The organism is Pseudomonas sp. Pme6b (genome assembly GCF_058129925.1).
This window is the reverse complement of record NZ_CM176704.1, coordinates 4,756,777-4,779,893: the sequence shown is the minus strand read 5'-3', so window position 1 is coordinate 4,779,893 and position 23,117 is coordinate 4,756,777. Positions and strand designations below refer to the sequence as shown.

12 protein-coding genes and 2 pseudogenes are annotated in these 23,117 nt (G+C 57.0%); 11 read left to right on the top strand and 3 right to left on the bottom strand.

Annotation, left to right across the window (positions count from 1 at the left end):
- The first annotated feature begins 64 nt into the window (after positions 1–64).
- Positions 65–2,584, top strand: coding sequence for a GAF domain-containing hybrid sensor histidine kinase/response regulator (locus AC4ANE_RS21680; protein ID WP_002552391.1), 2,520 nt, complete (start codon positions 65–67; stop codon positions 2,582–2,584).
- Positions 2,585–2,770: 186 nt separating this feature from the next.
- Here AC4ANE_RS21680 and AC4ANE_RS21675 read toward each other — a convergent pair whose 3' ends face one another.
- The gene (locus AC4ANE_RS21675) at positions 2,771–3,715 is read right to left on the bottom strand and encodes a bestrophin family protein (protein ID WP_002552392.1); all 945 of its coding nucleotides are present in this window, start codon (positions 3,713–3,715) and stop codon (positions 2,771–2,773) included.
- Positions 3,716–4,175: 460 nt separating this feature from the next.
- Between AC4ANE_RS21675 and AC4ANE_RS21670 the strand changes: the two are divergent.
- A pseudogene (locus AC4ANE_RS21670) lies at positions 4,176–5,547 on the top strand (type III effector).
- Positions 5,548–5,633: 86 nt separating this feature from the next.
- Here the strand turns inward: AC4ANE_RS21670 and AC4ANE_RS21665 are convergent.
- A complete protein-coding gene (locus AC4ANE_RS21665; RefSeq protein WP_002552393.1) occupies positions 5,634–6,881 on the bottom strand; it encodes a pectate lyase in 1,248 nt (415 codons plus the stop codon).
- A gap of 208 nt (positions 6,882–7,089) precedes the next feature.
- Between AC4ANE_RS21665 and AC4ANE_RS21660 the strand changes: the two genes are divergently transcribed.
- The 4 genes and pseudogenes from AC4ANE_RS21660 to AC4ANE_RS21645 all read left to right on the top strand — a co-directional run bounded on the left by AC4ANE_RS21660 (position 7,090) and on the right by AC4ANE_RS21645 (position 11,749).
- Positions 7,090–8,349: an IS256-like element ISPsy17 family transposase gene (locus AC4ANE_RS21660; protein WP_054082596.1), complete on the top strand. Its 1,260-nt coding sequence runs from the start codon at positions 7,090–7,092 to the stop codon at positions 8,347–8,349.
- A 217-nt stretch (positions 8,350–8,566) separates the two neighbouring features.
- Complete coding sequence (locus AC4ANE_RS21655) at positions 8,567–9,061, top strand: CesT family type III secretion system chaperone (RefSeq protein WP_002552394.1); 495 nt, start codon at positions 8,567–8,569, stop codon at positions 9,059–9,061.
- Positions 9,058–11,291: pseudogene (locus AC4ANE_RS21650) on the top strand (restriction endonuclease). Before AC4ANE_RS21655 ends, AC4ANE_RS21650 begins: the two are co-directional and overlap by 4 nt.
- A 77-nt stretch (positions 11,292–11,368) precedes the next feature.
- A complete protein-coding gene (locus tag AC4ANE_RS21645) occupies positions 11,369–11,749 on the top strand; it encodes a type III secretion system chaperone (RefSeq protein ID WP_044423728.1) in 381 nt (126 codons plus the stop codon).
- 48 nt (positions 11,750–11,797) lie between these two features.
- Here the strand turns inward: AC4ANE_RS21645 and AC4ANE_RS21640 are convergent, their stop codons facing one another.
- On the bottom strand, positions 11,798–16,942 hold the full coding sequence (locus AC4ANE_RS21640; RefSeq protein ID WP_122234367.1) for an AvrE-family type 3 secretion system effector: 5,145 nt from the start codon (positions 16,940–16,942) through the stop codon (positions 11,798–11,800).
- Between the two features lie 218 nt (positions 16,943–17,160).
- Between AC4ANE_RS21640 and AC4ANE_RS21635 the strand changes: the two genes are divergently transcribed.
- The 5 genes from AC4ANE_RS21635 (at position 17,161) to hrpZ (ending at position 23,100) form a co-directional block, all read left to right on the top strand.
- Positions 17,161–18,624: a transglycosylase SLT domain-containing protein gene (locus AC4ANE_RS21635; protein WP_002552397.1), complete on the top strand. Its 1,464-nt coding sequence runs from the start codon at positions 17,161–17,163 to the stop codon at positions 18,622–18,624.
- 1,081 nt (positions 18,625–19,705) lie between these two features.
- Positions 19,706–20,626, top strand: coding sequence for a sigma 54-interacting transcriptional regulator (locus AC4ANE_RS21630; RefSeq protein WP_002552398.1), 921 nt, complete (start codon positions 19,706–19,708; stop codon positions 20,624–20,626).
- Between the two features lie 50 nt (positions 20,627–20,676).
- Entirely contained in the window at positions 20,677–21,585 is a 909-nt protein-coding gene (locus AC4ANE_RS21625) for a sigma 54-interacting transcriptional regulator (RefSeq protein ID WP_002552399.1), read from the top strand.
- 91 nt (positions 21,586–21,676) lie between these two features.
- A complete protein-coding gene (locus tag AC4ANE_RS21620) occupies positions 21,677–22,003 on the top strand; it encodes a type III secretion system major pilin HrpA (RefSeq protein ID WP_002552400.1) in 327 nt (108 codons plus the stop codon).
- 53 nt (positions 22,004–22,056) lie between these two features.
- The gene (gene hrpZ, locus AC4ANE_RS21615; RefSeq protein ID WP_002552401.1) at positions 22,057–23,100 is read left to right on the top strand and encodes a type III secretion system effector HrpZ; all 1,044 of its coding nucleotides are present in this window, start codon (positions 22,057–22,059) and stop codon (positions 23,098–23,100) included.
- Positions 23,101–23,117: the final 17 nt, after the last annotated feature.

Genomic DNA, 23,117 nt, shown 5'->3' with positions numbered 1-23,117 from the left:
GTCTCATGTGCTGAGTGCCAGCGAGAGACTGACCTGTGCGGCCTCGGTGGAGGAGGTCGTCGCTGTGTTGAGGGACACGGCGCGCGCTGCGGTAGGCGCGGAGGGCATTGCGGTCGTCATAGAAAATGAAGGCCGCTGTTCTTATGTAGCCGAAGATGCGGTCTCTCCCCTTTGGCAAGGACAGAGCTTCCTGATTGACCATTGTGTATCTGGTTGGACGATGCGCCATGGTGAGACGGTTGCGATCCGTGACGTTTGGCTCGATCCACGCATCCCGCAGGACGCTTACGCGCCGACCTTTGTCCGAAGCCTCGTGATGGTGCCCATCGGTAGACCTGTTCCGTTCTCGGCGCTTGGCGCTTACTGGTCCGATGTTCGCGATCATGATCCCGATACGATCAAACTGTTGGAAAGTCTGGCGCGACTGGCAACCATCGCAATCGAGAATGCGCGCCTGACCCAGGCACGCAATCGCGGGGCGGCACTAAGGACCACTCAGAATCGAATCCTGGAGCTGGCTGTAGAAGTAACAACCCTGAACGTTACCCTGGATGCAATCGTCCGCGAAGTGGAAGCGCTGTCAACGTCGGGATTCGTGGGGAGCATCGTGCTCCTGGATGAAGACATGTATCACGTGGAGCATTGTGCCGGCCCGAGTCTGCCTGACGCTTACACTGACGCTCTCAATGCCATTGCTGTCGCCCCGTTCCAGGGCTACCAGAGCGCATTAATGGCAGTGGCCGACATCATGATCGACCCACGCTGGAGCGAGTTCCGCGATCTGGCCGTCGGACATGGGCTGCTCGTCTGCTGGTCGGTTCCTATCCGTTCGGCGCAGGGCGCACTGCTCGGTGCGTTCGTCCTGTACCACCGTGAGCTGCGTGAGCCATTGCCAGCGGATATTGAGATCATCAACTTCGTGGCTCATACGGTCGGACTGATTGTTCACCGTGCACGAACGGATTCCGCGATCCGTATCAGCGAGTCGAGATTGCGTCTTGCCGTCGACCACGCCGATGTGGGTTTCTGGGACGTGGATCTGGTTCATGACACGCTGGTTTGGCCTTCACAAACCAAGGCGATGTTCGGCATCTCGGCTAACGTGAAGGTCACGTTGCAAGATTTCTATGATGGTTTGCACCCCGAGGATCGTGATGCGACGATCGACGCCTTCCTGGCGGCCGCAGATCCAGAGCGTCGCGCGCTCTACGAGGTCGACTACCGCACGGTTGGCCGAGAGGACGGCATCGTTCGCTGGATCGCGGCAAAGGGGCGCGGGGTGTTCAATGCAGCCGGTGTCTGTTTGCGCGTCACCGGCACCGCAATCGAAATCACTGCTCGCAAGGCTGCCGAGGAGGAGTTGAGGGAGCTTAACGACACCCTTGAAAGGCGAATTGTCCAGGCCATCGCCGAGCGCGAGGAGGTCCAGCAGACGCTGCGCCAGAGCCAGAAGATGGAAGCAATGGGGCAGCTTACCGGCGGCGTTGCGCATGACTTCAATAACCTGCTCACGCCCATTGTGGGCACGCTCGATCTGCTTCTGCGACGTGGCGTGGGTGGCGATCGAGAGCAACGTCTCATCTCGGGCGCAATGCAATCGGCGGAGCGTGCCAAGACGCTGGTACAGAGACTGCTAGCCTTCGCGCGCCGTCAGCCGTTGCAGACGGTTCCGGTCGATGTGGCCAAATTGCTGAGCGATATGGGCGATCTGGTGGCCAGAACGGCCGGGCCGAAAATCAAAGTGGTCGTCGACGCTCCAGAGAATCTGCCCGCTGCCATTGCCGATCAAAACCAGCTGGAGATGGCTGTTCTCAACCTTTCTGTGAACGCGCGTGACGCGATGATCGGGGGCGGCACCCTGTGCATATCTGCCGGTACGGTGCTGGTAGGCGATGGGCATCGTTCGAAGCTGCCGAAAGGCGAATACCTCTGTTTAACCGTCGCAGATACGGGCACTGGCATGGACGCTGCCACGCTTGGCCGAGCGGTGGAGCCATTCTTCTCCACAAAGGGTGTCGGCAAAGGGACTGGTCTGGGTCTTTCGATGGTGCATGGGCTGGCATCACAATTGAACGGTGCTCTCACGATTCAGAGTTCGCCAGGTTTCGGGACGAAAGTGGAGCTGTGGTTGCCGCGCAGCATGACCGTGCCAGCAGCGGCTTTGCACATTGTCGAGGCGTCAGAGCCGCAATTGACGCGCGGGATCGCGCTGCTGGTCGACGATGAGGAACTGGTACGGGCAAGCACCTGTTACATGCTGGCCGAGCTGGGTTACCGCGTGATCGAGGCCGGGTCAGGTGAAGAGGCCATGCAACTGATAGCCAACGGGCAGGCATTTGATCTGCTGATCACTGACCACCTCATGCCGGGTATCAACGGGACCGATCTGGCCCGGGTGGTCCGCTCCTCAAGGCCTGGAACCGCGGTCCTTCTGGTCTCCGGGTATGCCGAACGTGAGGGCCTTGATCCGGATCTTCCGCGGCTCACAAAGCCGTTTCGCAAAAGCGAACTTGCAGCATGCCTTGCCCCGCTTCACGGCAAGGGCGGCGGCCCCGCGTCAGAAGCTTATGGCTTGGCACCCTGACCTTCGCCAGAGTACGGGGTGAAGGCCGTCGTTCCTGTCAGCTCGGCTTTGGCAGTCAATGATGTGCCGCTCATCCCAGGCTACGGCCTCGCACCTGCCGACGGGATGATCATCGACGCTACGCCTCTAAACCTCCTTGGGCTGTGAAAATTTGCAGGGTTGGCCGCTAGCGCTTATATCCGCCCCTCAAACGGCCAGCCGATGCGCTTTCCAAGCATCACCGTCCTCGCTTTGCGAGCCTGTCCACAGCAGCTGCTTTTCCGGCGCACTAAACATCGAACGCAGGTTTTTTTCGATGGTGTTGCACAAGTCTTCCATGCGAATCTGGTGCTGACTGCTGCCGAAGGGCGCTTGCAGGTCGGTGCCGATACGGTCCATTGCCAGTAGGAGGCAGCCGACTACTGTGGATATCGCCGGGGTGAACCAGCCCAGGGTGGTTACCATGCTCAGTGGCATGATGACGCAGAACAAGGTGCTGAACAGCTTCGGAAAATAGACGTACGGGTAGGGCAGAGGTGTGTTGGCGATGCGTTCCATGCCGCCCTGGCAGTTGGACAGTTCGACCATGGTCGACTCCAGTCGTGCCAGACGAATGCTGTCGATGCGTCCCGCTGCAAACTCTTCGGAGATGATGGCTGCCGAGCCGTTCAGAATGTCATTGGGAAAGTTATTGCTATCAGAGGCCCGACGAATTTCGGCGTCCGACAACAGTCCGTCGAGTTTTGCGGTGCCGACATCGCCTTTGAGATGGGCCCGCAGTGCCCGCAGGTAGGCCACGTGGCGATGAAACAGCACTTCTTTCACCGAGTTGTTGCGATCATCGGTATTACCTTCAATCAGTGTAATCACCTGGCGGCCAAAGCTGCGTGAGCTATTGACCATCGCGCCCCACAACGTACGCGCTTCCCACCAGCGGTTGTAGGCACTTGTGTTGCGAAAGCTGATCAGCACGATCAATGCCGAGCAAAGCAGCGTGAGAGGCATCAGCGGGAAATCGATGCCCTTGCCTTCGATCAGCATGACATCCATCGTCACAGCCAGGTCCCAGAGCAGAAGCCAGAACAGCGACCAGCCAACATAGGTCACTGTTCTGCTGATGCACCGCCATTTTTTTTCGAAAAGACCCGTCATTACGGCACTCCCTTGCTGGGTTGGAAAAAGGCTGTGCATGTTCATTGAACACGCTATGCCGCGAACTTACGCCGCTTGCCTTAAAGCCCGCTTAATTTCCAGGTGCGTAATCTTCAACACGGTTTGCTGTGCTGTTTCGGCTGGAGCCTTTGAGTTCGGCATGCACAGGTCATGCACTGGAACCGTCAACGGATCCGGGACCACACAGCCTTTGTCGATCCTGTTCAATTGGCGGGTAGCCGGACGTTTCGCTGTTTCTGGCGTTGTTTGATCGACACTTCGCTGCATTGCTTTCGCGCAACTACTCGTTCCGGACAAGCCCGCCTCAGCGTTTTGCTGTTCAAACTCCGTAGACCGAGAGGGAATTTCCATGCACATCAACCGATCCGCCCCACAACCGCCCGGTATCGAGATGGAGAGCTTTCGAATCGCGTCTGACGCGCCTCTTGCTTCCAGTTCTGTGCGGTCCGTCAGCTCCGGTGCGCAGGACAATCTGCATGCGATTACTGATTACCTGAAGGATCATGTGTTCGCTGCACACAAATTGCCGTTGACCGACTCATTGGAGGACCACGCTGCCATTCATGCTCATAACGAGCAGATCGATGCGCTGATCGATGCGCGCGCCAGGCGTTTGAGCGAGCAGGGCGAAACCCGTGCAAGCATCGGAGAAACATTTGCCAAGGCGGAAAAGTTCGACCGATTGGCGACTACGGCATCAAGCGCGTTACGGGCCACGCCATTTGCCGCGGCTTCGGTGCTTCAGTACATGCAACCGGCGATTAACAAGGGCGATTGGCTACCTGCTCCACTCAAGCCGCTAACCCCGTTTATTTCCGGGGCGCTGTCGGGAGCGATGGACCAGGTGGGCACCAAGATGATGGATCGCGCGACGGGTGATCTGCATTATCTGAGCACCTCGCCGGACAGGCATCCATGATGCGATGGCTACTTCCGTGAAACGCCACTCGCCAGGGCTTGGCAGGCAGGTTGTGGACATGGGGATTGCGGTGCAAACGTACTCGGCGCGCAACGCAGTACGCACGGTATTGGCGCCGGCACTGGCGTCCAGACCAGCAGTCCAGAGTGCTGTTGACATCAGCGTGTCGGCGGCGGGTGGTCTGGCTGCCAACGCAGGCTTTGGCAACCGCATGCTCAGTGTGCAGTCGCGCGATCACCTGCGTGGTGGTGCATTCGTGCTCGGCCTGAAGGATAAAGAGCCCAAGGCTGACCTGAATGAAGAAACCGACTGGCTCGATGCTTACAACGCGATCAAGTCGGCCAGCTACTCAGGTGCGGCGCTTAACGCTGGCAAGCGGATGGCCGGCCTGCCACTGGACATCGCGACTGACGGGCTCAAGGCGGTGAGAAGTCTGGTCTCGGCAACCGGTCTGGTACAAAACGGTGTTGCCTTGGCGGGCGGTTTCGCAGGGGGAGGCAAGTTGCAGGAGATGGCGACGAAAAACATTACCCATCCGGCGACCAGTGCTGCGGTCAGTCAGTTGACCAACCTGGCGGGTTCGGCAGGCGTTTTCGCAGGCTGGACCACCGCTGCACTGGCGACTGACCCTGCGGTTAAAAAAGCCGAGTCGTTCATACAGGACACGGTGAAGTCGACTGCGTCCAGTACGACAGGTTATGTCGCCGACCAGACCGTAAAACTGGCGAAAACCGTCAAAGACAAAGGCGGGGAAGCGCTCGTCAATACCGGTGCCAGCTTGCGCAACACGGTCAATAACCTGCGTCATCGTCCCGCTCGTGAAGCGGATATCGAAGAGGGTGGTATTGCGGCTTCTCCAAGTGAAACACCGTTTCAGCCTGGGCGGTCGTAAGCAAACTGTAAGTTGCAATTAGACGGTAAAAAGGGGTGGGCTCAACGAGTGAGGCCACCCCTTTTTTCCAGCTGTCCGGTTGGGATTCAAAGCTCTGTGTGTTGGGTCGAGGCCTTGGTTTTATCATAGGCATGTTTGACATCGGTCATGGCGATGTTGCTGGTCTCCAGCTGCAGGTCTTCGCTGTCGCTTTTTACCAGTGCGAACTTGCCGTGATTAGCGTCTACACCGTCCAGCTTGATATTCATGTCATCAAACTGCTTTTCACCATTGGTGCGAACCAGCGTTCCGAAATTGTTGGCTTCGAAACCAGTGATGTTCAAATGAGTGTTCGCGTTAAGTTGGACAACCTTATCGTCTGCGTTTTCAGCACTGCTGTTTTTGATTTGCAGATTGGTCACCTTTGCGCCTCCCTCGCCCTTGACGGTGATCATGTCCTCCCCGACGTTTTCGGCGTGCACGTTATCGATGGTGACTTGCTGGGCGTCCTTGGCTTTCACGTGTATGCCATCCACTTCGTTCTCACCCAGGTTAGCGTTTTTCAAGGTGGCGCCTTCTGCCAGTTCGAACAAAGGCTTCTGGTTTTCGCTCTGGTCTCCGTTACCCATCGACTTGTCGGCGGTGAAGGTTGCGCCGTGTGCGTCATAGACTGTGTTGGCAGCGACTTTGATGGTGTCTTTCACCACAATGACCTTGCCTGCCTGGTCGTTGGCGCCCGCTGTATCCGAAACCGGACCCGTGCCTGAGGTATGGTTGGGGTTGGCCAGTTGCGGTGTGATTTGCGGTGTTACGCCACCATCGTTCTCGCTGCTGCCTTCGACAGAAGGCGTGTTGCCACCTGTTGCAGTGGGTGCAGGGCTATCGCCGCCGTCACCGCCTGTTGCAGTCGGCGTATCGCCACCGCCATCGCCCGTTGCGGCTAGCGTACTGCCGTCACCGCTGTCCCCGCTATCGGTTGAAGGCGTACCGAGCCCGCCATTGTTCTGAAAAGGGTCCTGCCACTCGCTCGAGTCCTGATCTGTGTCCTGTTTTTTATTAAGGTTCATGAGCATCTGCAGCAGTGAAACAATCAATGCACTGAACAGCTTGATGAGGTTGGACTCGGGGTTTGCTGTGTTGTTGGCATCCTGCGGGCTCTGCACGCTGTTGTCAGGTTGCCCGAAACTGACGTTTTTCGGTGCGGCGCTGTTGAACAGCATGGCACCAGCGTCTACGGCCTGTGGGGCGTTCTCATCGTGGAAGGTGTTTGTCTGCGGGCTTTTTTCACTCAGCGCCGAGAAGTCCAGCGCGGCTGACGTGGGTTGGTAGGGTGTGGGGGTGATACCGATGCTCATGATGTTTTACCTCGATGGGGTGGACATATGAACCAGCGTCGTCTTCCGGATTTACCAGCGTCGGTCGCCGTGTCCCTGTCAGTTCTATAGGTCGACGAGGAATTCGCCAGATGTCGCTCGAAGTGAGTGGCAAAGCGAGGTGAGCGGTTCCCGTTGAGACTGTCAGAAATTTTGTGTTCGGGCATAACATGTAGCTAGAGGTGCATGTATGCCGACCAAAAAGAAGTCCGCCAATGCAACAGCGAGGGAGTTGCCCTCGATTCCCCAAGAGCTGATCGAGCAGTTTGTTAAAGGCCCGATGAGCGCCGAAGCCATTCAAGACGCGTCCATGGCGTTCAAGAAGGCTCTGATCGAGCGTGCGCTAGGCGCCGAGCTGGGTCACCACCTTGGTTACCCTCAGGGCGCGGAGCGCCCTGAGGAGTCGACCAATCAGCGTAATGGCAAAAGCAGCAAGACGGTTCTGACCGACGACGGGCCGCTTCGCCTGGATATCCCCAGAGACCGCGATGGTAGCTTCGCCCCGATCCTGATTCCCAAGCACGAACGACGTTTTACAGGCTTCGACGACAAGATAATTGCCATGTACGCCCGGGGCATGACGGTGCGTGAGATCCGCGCTTTTCTATCTGAGCAGTATGGAACTAACGTGTCCCATGACTTCATCAGCTCAGTCACCGATGCGGTCATGGAAGAGGTGGGCACTTGGCAGCAACGACCCTTGGAACCGATGTATCCGGTGATCTTCTTCGATGCGTTACGGGTCAAAATCCGGGACGAGGGGTTAGTGTGCAACAAGGCTATTTATCTGGCGCTGGGGGTATTACCTGATGGCACGCGCGACATTCTGGGTATATGGATCGAGAGCACCGAGGGTGCCAAGTTTTGGATGAAGGTGTTCAACGACCTCAAGACTCGTGGCGTTGAAGATGTTCTGATCGCCGTCACGGATGGCCTCAAAGGAATACCGGAGGCGTTGGGGGCGGTTTTTCCTGCCACGACGCTGCAAACCTGCATCGTGCATCTGATCCGCAACAGCTTGGACTATGCCGCTTGGGATAAACGTCGGGCACTGGCCAAAGCACTCAAGCCGATCTACCAGGCGATCAATGCAGATGTGGCTGAGCAAGAGCTTAACGCCTTTGAAGCGGGCCCCTGGGGCAAGCAGTATCCGACTGTGGTTGCTGCATGGCGTCGCGCCTGGGATCGGGTTATACCGTTTTTTGTTTTCCCGGCGGGCATCCGCAAAGTGGTTTACACGACCAATGCCATCGAGAGCATCAATGCCCAGTTACGCAAGATCATCAAGACTCGAGGGCACTTCCCGACCGATGAGGCCGCGACGAAACTGATATGGCTTGGGTTGCGCAACATCACCGCCAACTGGGGTCATGCGGCACACGACTGGAAAGTGGCAATGAATCAATTTGCGATCCTGTACGGAGACCGATTTACCAGACCGAGCTGGTAAAACAAGGGCCTGCCTGACGGCAGGCCCTAACCAGCCCGAACACAAAAAAACTGATACTCCCTTCCCGTTTCGCCGCTATTGATGGCGATGTTTTCAATACGCCATCCCTGGTGCGCTTGACGAGCACACGGAACCAAAACGCCTTTACATTCGACTCAGTGCGGAACACACCGACAGAAAAACGGTGTGGTCTCATATCGCACTCAGAGGCCGTGAAATGAACAATAATGACTCGTACCACACCCTGATAAATGAAATCTGCGCGCTCAGCCTTATTTCCACGCCTGAACGTTTTTACGAGTCTGCCAATTTCAAAATCAGCGAAGTGGACTTCACACTTCAGTATCAGGATCGCGATGAGGGCCGTGCTGTTTTGATTTACGGCGACATGGGAGCGTTGCCGACACGCAATCGTGACGCTGCATTGCTGGCGTTGATGGACATTAATTTTCATATGTTCTCGGGTGCCCATAGCCCGGTTTTCTCCTGGAATGCTCAGACCAGTCGGGTATTGCTTATGGGTTCCGTGAGCCTGGAGCGAGCCTCTGCCGAAGGCGTGCTGCTGTTGATGAAGTCGTTCGCTGATTTGGCGAACGAGTGGCGCGAGCATGGGTTCATCGGGCGGGTCAAAACAGCAGGTGCCCCGGTTGAGCAGCCTGTTGCCACGGCAGCCAAACGCGAGAGCCTGTCGGCCTCAGGGAGGTTTCAATGAACACTCCGCGAATCGGTGGATCGGGCGGCATCGAGCTGGCCCGGATAAACCAGCAGCACGATGCTATTTCCGCCCAGACCGCTCACCCGAATGCAGTGACGCCAGGCATGAATCCGCCGCTGACTCCCATCAGGCAAGGCCGCACGCAGCAGAAAGCTCGGCTACCGGTGCCGCGCGGCTGAATGTTGCGGCGCGACACACGCAGCTTTTGCAGGCCTTCAAGGCTGAGCCTGCGACGGCTCCGGTCAGCGGCGCGCCGATGATCAGCTCGCGTGCCGCGTTATTGATTGGCAGCTTGCTGCAAGCTGAAAAGCTGCCTTTTGAAGTCATGGCCGAGCGTCTCTCCCCTGAGCGCTATCAACTGAAGCAGTTTCATGGTTCGGACTTGCAACAACTGCTGGACAAGTTTACCCAGCCGGGTCAGGCCCCCGACAAAGCCGAAGTCGGTCAACTGATCAAGGGCTTCGCGCAATCGGTCGCCGATCAACTGGAGCACTTTCAGTTGATGCATGACGCTACGCCCACCAAGACAGGCCCGCATGCCAACGAGGATCGGGCGACTCTTGCCGTCAGTCAGACAGCCGTTGGCGAGTACGCCGGTCGTGCGAGCAAGGCAATCGGCGAAGGGCTGGGCAAAGGCATCGTGTCGCTGGATGATCACATCGCTGCACTGGATGTGAGCCTGCAAAGTGCCGAAGAGGGCGCCAAGGACGCTTTGCACGCTAACAGACAGGCGCTGGTTGATGCGAAAACCACTCTGGTCGGCCTGCACGCCGATTTCGTCAAGTCGCCAGAGGCCAAACGCCTTGCTTCGGTCGCCGCACATACACAACTGGACACCGTCGTCAGTGATCTTGTCACTGCCCGCAACTCGGTTGGCGGCTGGAAAGGTGCCGGGCCGGTTGTTGCGGCTGCGGTTCCGCAGTTCATGTCGTCAATGACGCACCTGGGTTATGTGCGTTTGTCTACCAGTGACAAGCTGCGAGAGGAGGTGCCTGAGACCAGCAGCGACGCCAGCATGCTCAAGGCGGCGATAACCGGAATGGTCGCGGGCATTGCCCACGAGACAGTCAACAGCGTAGTGAAACCGGTGTTTCAGGCTGCCTTGCAGAAGACTGGCCTGAACGAGCGCTTGAACATGGTGCCACTCAAGGCTATCGATACCAATTCGGTGATTCCTGACCCCTTCGAACTGAAAAGCGAGCACGGTGAGCTGATCAGAAAAACGCCCGAGGAAATCGCTCAGGACAAGGCTTTCGTCAAGGGCGAACGCGCGGTGCTGAACCAGAAGAAGGTCCAGGGTTCGTCCACCCATCCGGTGGGTGAACTGATGGCTTACAGTGCCTTTGGTGGTTCACAGGCCGTGCGCCAGATGCTCAACGATTTACACCAGATCAATGGTCAGACGCTGAGTGCAAGAGCCTTGGCATCCGGCTTTGGCGGGGCGGTGTCTGCCAGTTCGCAAACGCTTTTGCAGTTGAAGTCGACGTATGTCGATCCCGCAGAGCGCAAAATTCCGGTAGTCACGCCAGACCGAGCCGAGACAGAGCTGAAAAAGGACCTGGCCAAAGGTATGGACCTGCGCGAAGCCTCGGTACGTACCACGTTCTACAGCAAGGCAATATCGGGTATTCAGAGCTCGGCGCTGACCTCGGCACTGCCGCCCGTGACAGCCCAGCCGGAAGGCGCGCGGGGTACGCTCAGTGCGGGGAATATCCTGCGCAATATGGCTCTGGCCGCAAAGGGCTCGATTTCCTATCTGTCCACGCGTTACGCCAACCAGTCTGTCACCGCCGAAGCCAAGGCGTTGAAGGATGCGGGGATGGGAGGCGCAACGCCGATGCTGGATCGTACCGAAACAGCCTTGAACAACATCCGCCACCCGAACAGGGCATCGCTGCCACATACCTTCCAGCCGAGCACGTTGAGCGGTATTCCAAGGGCTATGGAAAGCGCTTATCACATGGGCCGAGGCGCGTTGCAGCTGCCAACCCAGATCGCCGTGGACACGGTTCGAGTGTTGGCAGACGGTGCGCTGAACGGCGTGTCGTCAGCACGCGCTGCGCTTACGCCAGCAAAACCGCCTGAAGCTCGCGGGTCCGTCGACGAGCTCCGGAACACGGCCCCAACGCCGCCATCCAGCCCCACAGTGCAGCGGCCGGCACCCTCCGTTCCGTTTGACGACGAGCAGTTGCGGGCGCTCGAAGAAGGCTTGCTCGCTCCGCGTTGATTCCAACGCCGGGCACAGTCCGTACCTGTCTGCTGTCCGGCTGATTCAGACTGCTTTAACTTTAAAGGACTATAACGATGACACCCGATTTTGCCCGCTTCATCAACGCTCTGGGCGTCCAACTCGGTACATCACTGGCCTTGCAGAATGGCGTATGCGCCCTTTACGACGGCCAGAACAACGAAGCGGCGGTCATCGAATTGCCCGAGCACAGCGAAATGGTCGTCTTTCATTGCCGAGTAGGCCGTTGTCCGGAGCGTTCCACTGATCTACAGCGCCTGTTGAGCCTGAACTTCGACGTCGCCCGTTTGCACGGTTGCTGGTTTGCTGTCGATCAGGGCGATGTACGTCTATGCGCCCAGCGTGAACTGGCATCGCTCGATGAGCCGGCGTTCTGCGACGTGACTCGCGGCTTCATTTCCCAGGCTCGTGAGGCTCGCGCATTTCTACAGGCTTGAATAAAAAAGCGCCGCGTAAAAGCGGCGCTTTTTTCACTGTTTGCGTTTTCAGCTTTTCAGTTCAAACCCTTCTTGCTTCAACTTGCTCGCCGCTTCCTTGAGCGACGCCGATGGCCGCGACAACTCGCCGTCAAAGGTGTAACCAATCGGTTTGTCCTGGTCTGCGCCATAAATGAAGTTGATGCGCCCCAGCGTTTTAGTGACGCTCATATTCGCTCCGCTGTTATAGCTGACCAAGGGGGTGGGTGAGGTGAAGTTTTCAGCCTGAGTCGCGGTGTGGAATACCACCAGGCGCTTGATGCGCATCTGGTTGCGGTCTCCCAGAAGGGCGGAGAAGTCGCTTTGGGTCATGGTGCCGTCCAGGCTACCTTCGTCGATTTTATCGACCAGCGAGTCCTTCGGTTCCAGCCGTACGCGCGCCAGTGTCCCTATGCTGCCCTCCATGTCCTTGAGCATGGCGCGGAGTTTCGGGTCCTGGCGCATGAACTCGGCAACCCTGGCCGCATTGCCGGGGGCGCTCGCTTCACGCACTGAGCCCATGATTTTGGTGAGTATGCTTTCACTGCTCAGGCCGGAGAGGTTGGTTTTGCTGGTCTCAAAACGTGCGTTATCCATCACGCTGTGCTTATTGACTGATGCCCGATGCTCGACCGCCCCGCGTTTCAGACCACGAAGCGCTTTGTACTGCTTGTCGTTCTGCCATTGAGTGTCGGCAAACAGTTCTTCAAGGCCGTCGAGGTGCGCCTGAATAACCTCATCCGGTTTCTTGCCTGCGTAACGCGCATTCAGCGGGTCGGCCAGTTCGGCCAGTTTTGCTTTGGTCGTGCTGTCCTTGAATGCCTCGCCGAGGCTTTTAGACAGCTTGCCCAAACCTTCGGTGGTTATCGGCTTGGCGACGTTATAGCGAAACTTGACCCGTTTGACAGTCCTGTTCTCTACGCTGAAATTGACCGCTACTCCCAGATTGTTGGCGGCTGACTGTGACGCGGGCGTCGGTCCCGGGGCGGAGGCCGGTGTGCCTGTGGGGGCCGTGTGGGTGCCGCCGATCTGCCCGCGAAGCTGCCCGCCAAGCGTTGCGTTGTTGAGAAAACGCGGGCGGTTCTTGCCGCCTTCGCGCAACTCGGTCTTGTCGTTTTTCTGGGTCAACGAGTAATCGGTGTAGGTCATCAGGTTAACGGTGATGTTCGCCGCGAATCCGCCGCGTACCACCGCAGAGAACGAATTGCTATTGGGATCGGCATCCGGGTCTCTGTCTTCGGTCAGGTTTATCCCAGAGCGTAGATCGGCAGTTCCGCCCGCCGTAAGGTCGAAGTTGAATCGCCGAGCCTGGTAGGTCTCATGGTCTACTGCTTTTTTAAGCACCTGCAATGGATTCAGCTTGCCTTCAAACAGGTCGTCGACGAATGCGTCGATGTCTTCATCCGGAACATTGAAGACCACGCCGGCACGTTGGCTGGCAGCGACGGTGGCTGTCACGTCCACGCCCAGGCGAAAGTTGGGGGTCAATGTGCGGTTGTTACCGACGTCGACACTACGAGCAGGATGGTTTTCGTCAAAAAAGCCCGGCCAGTAGTCTTTGCCGGCACCGAAGCCACCGCTTACGTTTCCCGCACCTTCGCTGATCAGGTACAGGGTAACGCCGCCCTCGCAACGCTCGGCATTGAGTATGTAGTTACGGTTGCCGGTGGTACCTGCCGTTGGCCATATTCCTGTGGCCTTGTCGGCAAGAATGATGAACGGGGTGGTAAGGTTCAGTCCGTAACTGCGTTGCAGCCCGATTTCATCGTCGCCATGCTCCAGTTGCTTGAGCATGCTTTTGAATTTCCCGGCCAGTTCCGCCTGGTCCTTGCTGCCTGTGGCTGCGCGCATGTTGACGCTCACCGCATGATCAGCTTTTTTGAATGACTTGAGGAATGTCTTGACCGCTTCATAACCGCTTTCCAGCGCTTTGTTATCGGTAAAGCCCATGTCTGTAACCACCTTGACCGGGTTTTCGCCGTAAGTCACATCACGCAGCGTCGCCAGTTTGTTTTGTAACGGATCTATGTCGGCTTGCGGCGGTAGCTGTTCGACCTCGTCGAGCAGCGCGCCGAGGCTTTTCAGCGTGACCAGATCCAGCGCCAGACGCGCTTTACTCAGGCCATGCTCCTCACTGGCATCGCGGCGCTGCCCCAAGGGTACATCGGCTTTCTGGTGGCTGAGTTTCAGCCCTTGATACTTCAGCGTGCCGAGTAACTTTTTGGTGGGGTTTTCAGCAGACGGAGCAACTTGAGTCAAGGCGTCCTGAAGCTCCTTGACCAGGTCATGTCCAGAGCTTTTGAAGTTGAGCTTTGTGCCCAGCTCAGCAAGTTTCTTGCCGAACTGGGTGCGCACCGACGGCTTGGCCAACTCACCGTGCTGGTTAAGAATGCCATCTTGTTGCCTGAGGTTTTTCACCTTGCCATAGCTTTGGCCGATAGACATCAGCGCCGTATAGCTGTGATTTTCCAGCTCTTCGCGCAGGGTTTCCAGTTCCTTGACCAACGTAGCGCCTTGAGGCCCCAGTTTTGATTCCAGTGCGGCAATGCGCGCTTTCAAATCCTTGCCCGGGGCTGGCGGCCTGCCGCCGGACTCATTGATCAGCTCCAACTGCTTGAACAGCATGGACTCGGTTTCATAAACCTCATTCAGACCCAGACGACCGTGGTGGCGATGTTGAATACTGTTGCCAACGTTCTTCATCCAGCGGGGCACTTCTGCGGTGTTTTTGTAGACGTTGGCGCGCATGAATTCGCGGGTGCTGGCTTTTTTGGATTTCTCCACACCGCTGCGCCCGAATGCATTGATGTCCATTCTGAGCGTCAGCCCGGTTTTTGGAATTCGCCAGGTCTTGTTCGATCCCGTGATTCGCGAGTGCACATCATTCAAACCGTTTTCTTCTACCGGGCGCTGCTCGAAAGCTTGCCATTTGCCTGCACTGAGCCGCATCAGACCCTGGCCCTCGGCGTCTTCGACCTGGGCGCTGAGCACGTTGTCGTCATTGGCGAAAAGTGCCTTGACCGGCTGACCCCCAGGTAGGGCAACCGGCGTCCAGCGGGCGCGCATCTGATCCCCCAGCTTTGTCGATTGCCAAGCTTCCTTGGGCAGGCAATAAAGCCCGCCGGTACTGGTGAGCGCATGAAGGTTCTGTTTTTCATCCAGAGCAAGGCTCTTGATATCGCCTTCCAGGCCGGGGATATCGAGAGTGACGGGTTTGTGATCCTTGCTGTGGGCGGTCAGCTTGTTCTGGTCATCAAGGGCGACGAAGCTTTTGTTGCTGACCATTGCAAAGGCTGTGATCACCCGGTCGTCGAGGCCTTCGATTTCCTTGCCCATCTCGACTGTTGTCGAGCGCGCGGTCTGGGCCAGCGCTGTGTTGTGGTCAAAGGCCATGTTGGGGTGTTCAGGAGTCACCTTGAGCGCGTGCAGTTTGCCGCCCTTGAGCACATAGGCGTTACTGTCGGCACCGCGTTGCAGGCGGTCAATATCTTTTATACCGGCGTCTTTCCAGCATTCGGGCGTCGCATCCCAGCGCTGAATGCGTCCTTCGCTCAGGCCAACCAGACCCGCACGATCAAGGTTGAGCCGGTCAGCGGCGGTGGGCGCCGGGGGCATGGTCAGCCCGCGATTGTTGCTCAGTACCAGAGCATTGGTCAGGTTCCAGCCGCTTTCCAGTTTTGAATCCTGCTCATTGAGTGCGTGGGAGTGAATCTCGCCCTGGCGGTTTTTGATCAATGCATGCACACGGCCGTCATCCCCGTTGATGAATCCGGTGACGCTGTCGTGGCCACCCAGCGGCAGGCCTGCCAGTTGAAAGTTTGCCTGATCGGGCGTCAGCTTCAATTGCGGGTCATTGCTTTCAAATGCACTACGGTCCGCGCTGTAAAGTCTGCCTTGGGTGTCTGCTATGAACAGCTTGTTGTCGCTCAGGCCGACCGCAGCCGCTTGCGCCTTGCCGCCGTCGAGTTCGAGCGCTTTTGTTTTCTTCTCGGTCAGATCGCCAATCACCGGGCTCATGTCTGTGAGCAGGATCGCCTGAGTCTCCTTGCCGCTGAGCAATGCCGCTCTGTTGTCCGGTGCCACCGAAAATGACTGCAGATCCTTGACTTCGATGTGCGGCATGAAAGGGCTCGTGAGGTCGACTACCACATCGTCGCTTTTCGCATAGACCGAGCCGTTGCCGCCTGTGGCCAGACTATTGAAAGCAATGTCCTCCGTGCCTTCAGGCGCTTTCCAGCGAGCACTGAGCGGGTCGAACTGATAGAGCCGGTCTTCATGCACACGCATACGCTCGCCGTCGTGCCTGAGAAGCACGCCGGTGATGTGAGCGATGTGCGCCTTGCCGGGCAACTCTTGAGTCTTGCGTCCGCTGGCGGTGTCGATGTGAATGTTGCCGTCTTCACGCTCCAGTTTCACCGCTGGCGGTTTCTTTCCTTCTATATGCAGTGCTTCTTTGCTGCTGCGGATCAAGGCTAGCGAACTGTCGTCCTGCGCCAGGTGCAGCAGGTGCCCGTTGGCCTGTAGCAACTGATGGCCGTGCACGCCGTCTTTGCTTTGATGGGCCAGGTAGGTTTGCATGGGGGTGGCGAGAATGGAATCCAGCAATGGGGCCAGGCCGGGAGTATTGAACGTGGAGAAGTCAGGCTTTCCCTTGGCGTCCAGTTGAATGCTGCCTTGTGGCTCTGAGTTGCGAACCAGTTTTTCGTCTTTCAGCTCGAAACGGCCTCCGTTGCTGCGCGTCATCATCGATTGCCGAGAACTCTGGAGCGTCGCCGGCTCGTCCGGGTCTTGGGCTTTGGTGCCGGAAGTGCTGGCGCCGCTATGCCCCGCACGCGTCACTGGCTGGCGCGTATCCTCCAGGTCATCAAGACTATTGCTCGATAACTGAGATACAGGCGCTTTGTCTTTGGCTGTCTTCGAATTTGAAGTGGGCTGTGAAGGCTTGACGTTTTTTACGGTGGGAGGCGTGGCCGCTTTCTGCTGCGGTGCCTTGGATTTCTGGAACAGTTTGCTGACGTTCTTCAGCGCTCGCTTGCCGACACTGCTCAGTGAGTGCGAGGAGCGTTGTTTGGGTTGTTCGATTTTTTGCTGTAGATCCGTTGCAGCGTTCGTGTTTGCCGGGACTGGCGGCTGAATGATGCTCCCGGTGTTGCGGTGGATCGATGATGAATGCACGGTGAATCTCCCTCTCCATGTGCCACTGATGACAGCCTGATGCAAAGCTTGGAAATTCATTCATTGGCTGAGTGGCACCTGATAATGGAGGGTTCCATCGCAAATACTTATGGCTGAAATGATTCAGCAAGATGCCTGGCGCGGCTGATATCGGTTTCAAAGGGAACCGTAACAGTGAACGTGCCACGTAGGATGGACACGTTCAGGACATTCCTCCCATGCCCGCCGTTGCCTCCATCGTATCGAGCCCCCGCTTGCTGGCTCGCGCTATTCAAATCGCTGTCCTCGCCCTGGGCTCGCTGTGTGTGGGTTGTCAGTCTGTGGACTACTCAGCACCCCGGCAGGAACGCAATCCGCGGCTGGTTACGGGCCTGGTCTACTGGGGAGGAGATGATCAGGAAGGTGCGCGGGCGGCAGAGAAAATTTCCGATTTGCCCGTCTATAACGGCGAGGACGTGTGGCAGCGAGTTGCGCAACGCAGCAGGCTGGCCGATGGCCAGGGTATGAATGAGCGTATCGCTCGCCAGCGCGATTGGCTGCTGAGCAATCGTGGGTTTATCAGTGGGGCAAGTGTCCGGGCCAGCCCCTATCTGCATTTTATTGTCGAGCGCCTGGACGAGCGCAACATGCCGTTGGAGCTGGCGCTGTTGCCAATGATCGAAAGCTCCTACAACCCGATGGCCAATTCACCGGCTGCGGCGGCTGGCCTGTGGCAATTCATGCCTTCTACCGGGCGCAGCTTCAATCTTTATCAAAGCGCTACGTACGACGCTCGCCGTGACGTGGTGGCCTCAAGCAAGGCAGCGATGGATTACCTGACCCGCCTGCATGATCAGTTCAATAATGACTGGCTGCTGGCACTGGCGGCCTACAACTCGGGCGAAGGCACAGTCGGCCGGGCGATTGAGGCCAATCGGCGGCGCGGACTACCTGTTGATTACTGGCACCTGAATTTGCCCAGGGAAACCCTGGATTACGTGCCCAGGCTGCTGGCGCTCTCGCTGATCGTGCGCAACGCCGCTACCTATGGTGTAAAACTCACCCCGGTCGCCAATACGCCATATTTTGACGTGGTCGAACTCAACCATGCGGTAGACCTGACCCAGCTTGCGGCCACTGCGGGTGTGGATGAGGGCCAGTTGCTGAGACTCAACTCGGCGTTTCTGCGCAAAAAAACGCCAGATGGACCAGGGCGGTTGCTGTTGCCCAAGACTCAGAAGCAAGTGCTGACAGCCGGTATCGCGCGAATAACCGGGGAATCTCCTGTGACTACGGGCACCCCTCAGCGCATTGATAAGCCTGTGGTCGAACACTTGGCATTACCCCAGACGGCACAGCCGGTGAGGGTGGTCGAGCGAACGCCGGTGCCCAGGCCAGCGCAGCCGGTTGAGGTAGCTGAACGGGCACCTGTGCCCAACCCAGTGGAACCCATGCGGGTAGCAGAGCAGTCTTCTGCGCCGCAAACACCACCCTTGGTACCGGCTGTCGAGCATAAAGAGCCGCCGATGACCCCGCGGACACCGGCAAGGGAGGCATTATCGGTGCCTAGCGTGGTACAAGTCGGGCGCTACGTGGATGACCGCTCGTCGCCTCGCAGGCGTGATGATATCGAGGATCGTACGGGCCCGCGCGAGCTGCCAAGCGGCCCGCGTATCGTGGTCTATGCCAGCGGGTCACGCTAATAACCTGCGGTTTTAAAGCCGGATGTATAACAAAATCACCTGAAAAATGCCCTTTTTTGGTGCTTTTTCTTGTTGGCGTTTCGGTGTGACTCGCCGTTAAGACGCTATATTTCAACGCTGATACGTCCTTGTTTTTGTTCTCGTTCGTGGCAGGTAGCCATGAACTTTTTACGCTCGCAGACTATTTTTGCTGAACTTTTTTAAAGTTTTGTAAGCTAGTGCTTACACACATTTAGAAACATTCTTCCGTGATGACGAGGTATCACCGTTCGTTATGGTCACCGCCTTTGGCGTGGTGACAGCTTGCGATTGACGGATTGTCCTACACTGAATCCTTTCAGTTAACTATCTCTTCGATCAAATTTTGAGACCGCATGCCATGAAACCCACCCGTTCGGATAGCCGAATGGGTGGGTGGCAAAAAGCTATCTAGTTTCGAGCCCAAAAACCGGGAGGATTTTGTAACCCTCCATGCCAAGGGTGAGCGGCGTTCGGAAAACCGAATGTATAAAAACCCATGAGTCACCCTGTCGAGCGTTACGTGTAACGTCTTCCGTTCCCCATCAGTAAGTTAAGTTTCAATGTCGAACTTTTCGTTTTGGTCAGGTAGTTTGTTAAGTTTATTTTCCTTGAAAGGGGACTGCTTGAGTATGGGTTTCCCGTTTTAATTTCTTTCAGCCCGTTATTAAGTGAGCCCTTGTAAAACGGCCTATAACGTTAAATTTATTTTTATAAGTCGAGTGACTTTTCTGTGAAGTTTTTTTAATAATAAACCGTGTGGTTATATAGTTTTTTGCCAGGGTCCAGGACGGGGCAGTGCGGTTAACTCCCCGGAAGCCGGGGGTTTTAGCGTTTTTTGAGCGGTAAGCGCTTGATCGGAATAGAGTATCGATAGATTAAACTAATCATCCCAACAGTCTGGCTCTATGCGGGTGTTGCTCGTCATATGACGATATTACTATGATAATAATTCTCAACTTTGTGAGCTTTTTCTCATTTCATGGGGAACTAAATTACTATATGTGTGCCTTGTAAGACGTGGTATTAATAGTCCGCTTGCCACCCACAGTGAGAGTGATCGATGAGCACAGACATTGATAAGGGCGTCCGAGAGTATTGGGACGTAACTGCATTATCCGCTGGTCATCAAATTGTAATGAACAGCGCGTTTCTTGATATGGACTTACTGCTGTGCGGGGAAACCGGGACGGGTAAAGACACCCTGGCCAATCGCATTCATGAGCTGTCCAGCAGGTCCGGGCCCTTTGTCGGCATGAACTGCGCCGCCATCCCCGAATCGTTGGCAGAAAGCCAGTTATTCGGTGTCGTCAATGGCGCATTTACCGGTGTCTGCCGCGCTCGCGAGGGCTACATCGAAGCGTCCAGCGGCGGTACGCTTTACCTCGATGAAATCGACAGTATGCCGCCTAGCCTCCAGGCCAAGTTACTTCGCGTTCTGGAGAGCCGGGGGGTCGAGCGGCTGGGCTCAACCGAATTCATTCCACTGGATCTGCGCGTGATTGCTTCCGCCCAGCGCCCTCTGGATGAACTGGTGGAACAAGGACTTTTTCGTCGCGACCTGTTTTTTCGGCTCAACGTGCTGACGCTTCACTTGCCAGCCTTGCGCAAACGTCGCGAACAGATCCTGCCATTGTTCGACCAGTTCACCCAGGAGATTGCCGCTGAGTTCCAACGTCCCGTTCCTGTACTGGACAACGGTCGTGTGCAGATCCTGCTCAGCCATGACTGGCCGGGCAACGTGCGCGAACTGAAATCCGCAGCCAAGCGGTTTGTATTGGGGTTCCCGCTGCTGGGGGCCGAGCCAATGGATGCGCGCGATCCGGTGACAGGTCTGCGCATGCAGATGCGCGTGATCGAAAAGATGCTTATTCAGGATGCGTTGAAACGGCATCGACACAATGTCGACGCCGTGCTTCAGGAGCTCGAACTGCCGAGACGTACGCTTTACCACCGCATGAAGGAGTTGGGAGTTGCTGCATAGATCGCAGCAACGGCTGGAGTCCAAAAAGCTGATGTCTCGGGGGTCATGTGATGGATCTTGATGAGGGGTTTGATGACGACCTGGACGAGGAGCGTGTTCCAAATCTGGGGATCGTCGCTGAAAGCATTTCGCAACTCGGTATCGATGTGTTGCTGTCAGGCGAGACCGGGACTGGCAAAGACACTATTGCCCAGCGCATTCACACAATGTCTGGCCGTAAAGGTCGCCTGGTTGCGATGAATTGCGCTGCGATTCCGGAGTCGCTGGCAGAGAGTGAGCTGTTTGGAGTGGTCAGCGGTGCGTACACCGGTGCTGACCGCTCCAGAGTCGGCTACATCGAAGCGGCACAAGGCGGAACGCTGTATCTGGATGAGATCGACAGCATGCCGCTCAGCCTGCAGGCCAAGCTGCTGAGGGTGCTGGAAACCCGAGCACTGGAACGACTGGGTTCGACATCGACGATCAAGCTGGATGTCTGCGTGATCGCTTCGGCCCAGTCGTCTCTGGATGATGCCGTCGAGCAGGGGAAATTTCGTCGGGATCTGTACTTTCGCCTTAACGTGTTGACACTCCAGCTGCCACCCTTGCGCACACAGCCTGAGCGCATTCTGCCCTTGTTCAAGCGCTTTATGGCCGCGGCTGCCAAAGAACTGGACGTCGCCTCTGCCGATGTCTGTCCGCTGCTTCAGCAGGTGCTGTTGGGGCATGAGTGGCCCGGCAATATCCGTGAGCTCAAGGCTGCTGCAAAGCGCCATGTATTGGGTTTCCCGGTGTTGGGTGTCGACCCGCAGAGTGAAGAACACTTGGCCTGTGGGCTCAAATCCCAGCTGAGGGCGATTGAAAAGGCCCTGATTCAACAGTCACTCAAGCGCCACCGTAACTGCATTGATGCGGCAAGCCTGGAGCTGGACATGCCACGCCGCACGCTCTATCGACGTATCAAGGAGTTGCAGATCTGATTTTTTGCAGAGCGCTGGAACCGATTTAAGGGTCGTTACCACCTATATGTACCAAGCAATTACGCTGGTACAGACCAAGGGGTATCACGTTATGAGCATCATAAGTTCTCTGACTAACGCGGGTCGCGGTGTCGTTAACACAGTGGGTGGCGCTGCGCAGGGTATCAACAGCGTCAAGAGCAGCGCCGACCGCAACATTGCACTGACCAAAAACACGGGCAGCACTGACAGTATCGACGCTACCCGCTCGAGCATCAGTAAAGGTGATGCAAAAAGCTCCGAGCTTGACGGCACTGCGAACGAAGAGAACGGCCTGCTGCGTGAGACGAGCATGCTGGCGGGCTTCGAAGACAAGAAAGAAGCCCTTTCCAACCAAATCGTTGCGAGCAAGATCCGGAACTCGGTCGTCCAGTTCTGATTTCTTGAATGCCCCCTTCACACAGAGGGGGCTGCTACTTTGAGGAGGTTGTGATGCAGAGTCTCAGTCTTAACAGCAGCACGCTGCAAAGCCCGGCGATGGCGCTCGTTGTGATCCGTCCTGAAACCGAGACAACCGGGCCGAGTACATCCAGCCGGGCGCTTCAGGAAGTGATTGCGCAGCTTGCCCAGGAGCTGACTCACAATGGTCAACTGGACGAGAGTTCGCCATTGGGCAAGTTGCTCGGCAAAGCGATGGCCGCAAGTGGCAAGGCTGGCGGCGGCCTCGAGGACATCAAGGCTGCGCTGGACGCGCTTATCCACGAAAAGCTGGGCGACAATTTTGGCGCTTCTGCCGACAACGCCTCGGATACCGGACAACCCGACTTGATGACACAGGTGCTCAATGGCCTGGCCAAGTCGATGCTGAATGATCTTCTGACCAAGCAGGATGACGGAACTCGTTTTTCCGAGGACGACATGCCGATGCTGAAAAAGATCGCGGAGTTCATGGACGACAACCCCGCACAGTTTCCCAAACCGGACTCGGGTTCGTGGGTGAACGAACTCAAGGAAGATAACTTCCTCGACGGCGACGAAACAGCGCAGTTCCGCTCGGCACTCGACATCATCGGCCAGCAATTGGGCAGTCAACAGAATGCAGCCGGCGGTCTGGCGGGCGATGGCGGTAGCAGCGGTGGTGGCCTGGGCAGCCCTGTGAGCAATACGGAAAATTCGCCTGGTTCACTGGGTGATCCGCTTATCGACGCTAACACCGGCCCCGCCAGCAACAGCAATTCCAATGGTGATGTGGGCCAGTTGATCGGTGAGCTGATAGACCGGGGACTGCAATCGGTATTGGCCGGTGGCGGCTTGGGAACACCTGTGAGCACCGCCAATACTGCCCTTGTGCCTGGCGGCGAACAGCCGAATCAGGACCTGGGTCAGTTACTCGGTGGCTTGTTGCAGAAAGGTCTGGAAGCGACGCTTCAGGATGCTGGCCAGACCGGGACCGGCGTGCAGTCCAGCGCTGCTCAAGTTGCCTTGCTGCTGGTCAACATGCTGCTGCAAAGCACTAAAAACCAGGCTGCTGCCTGACTGATACCCGCCTGACG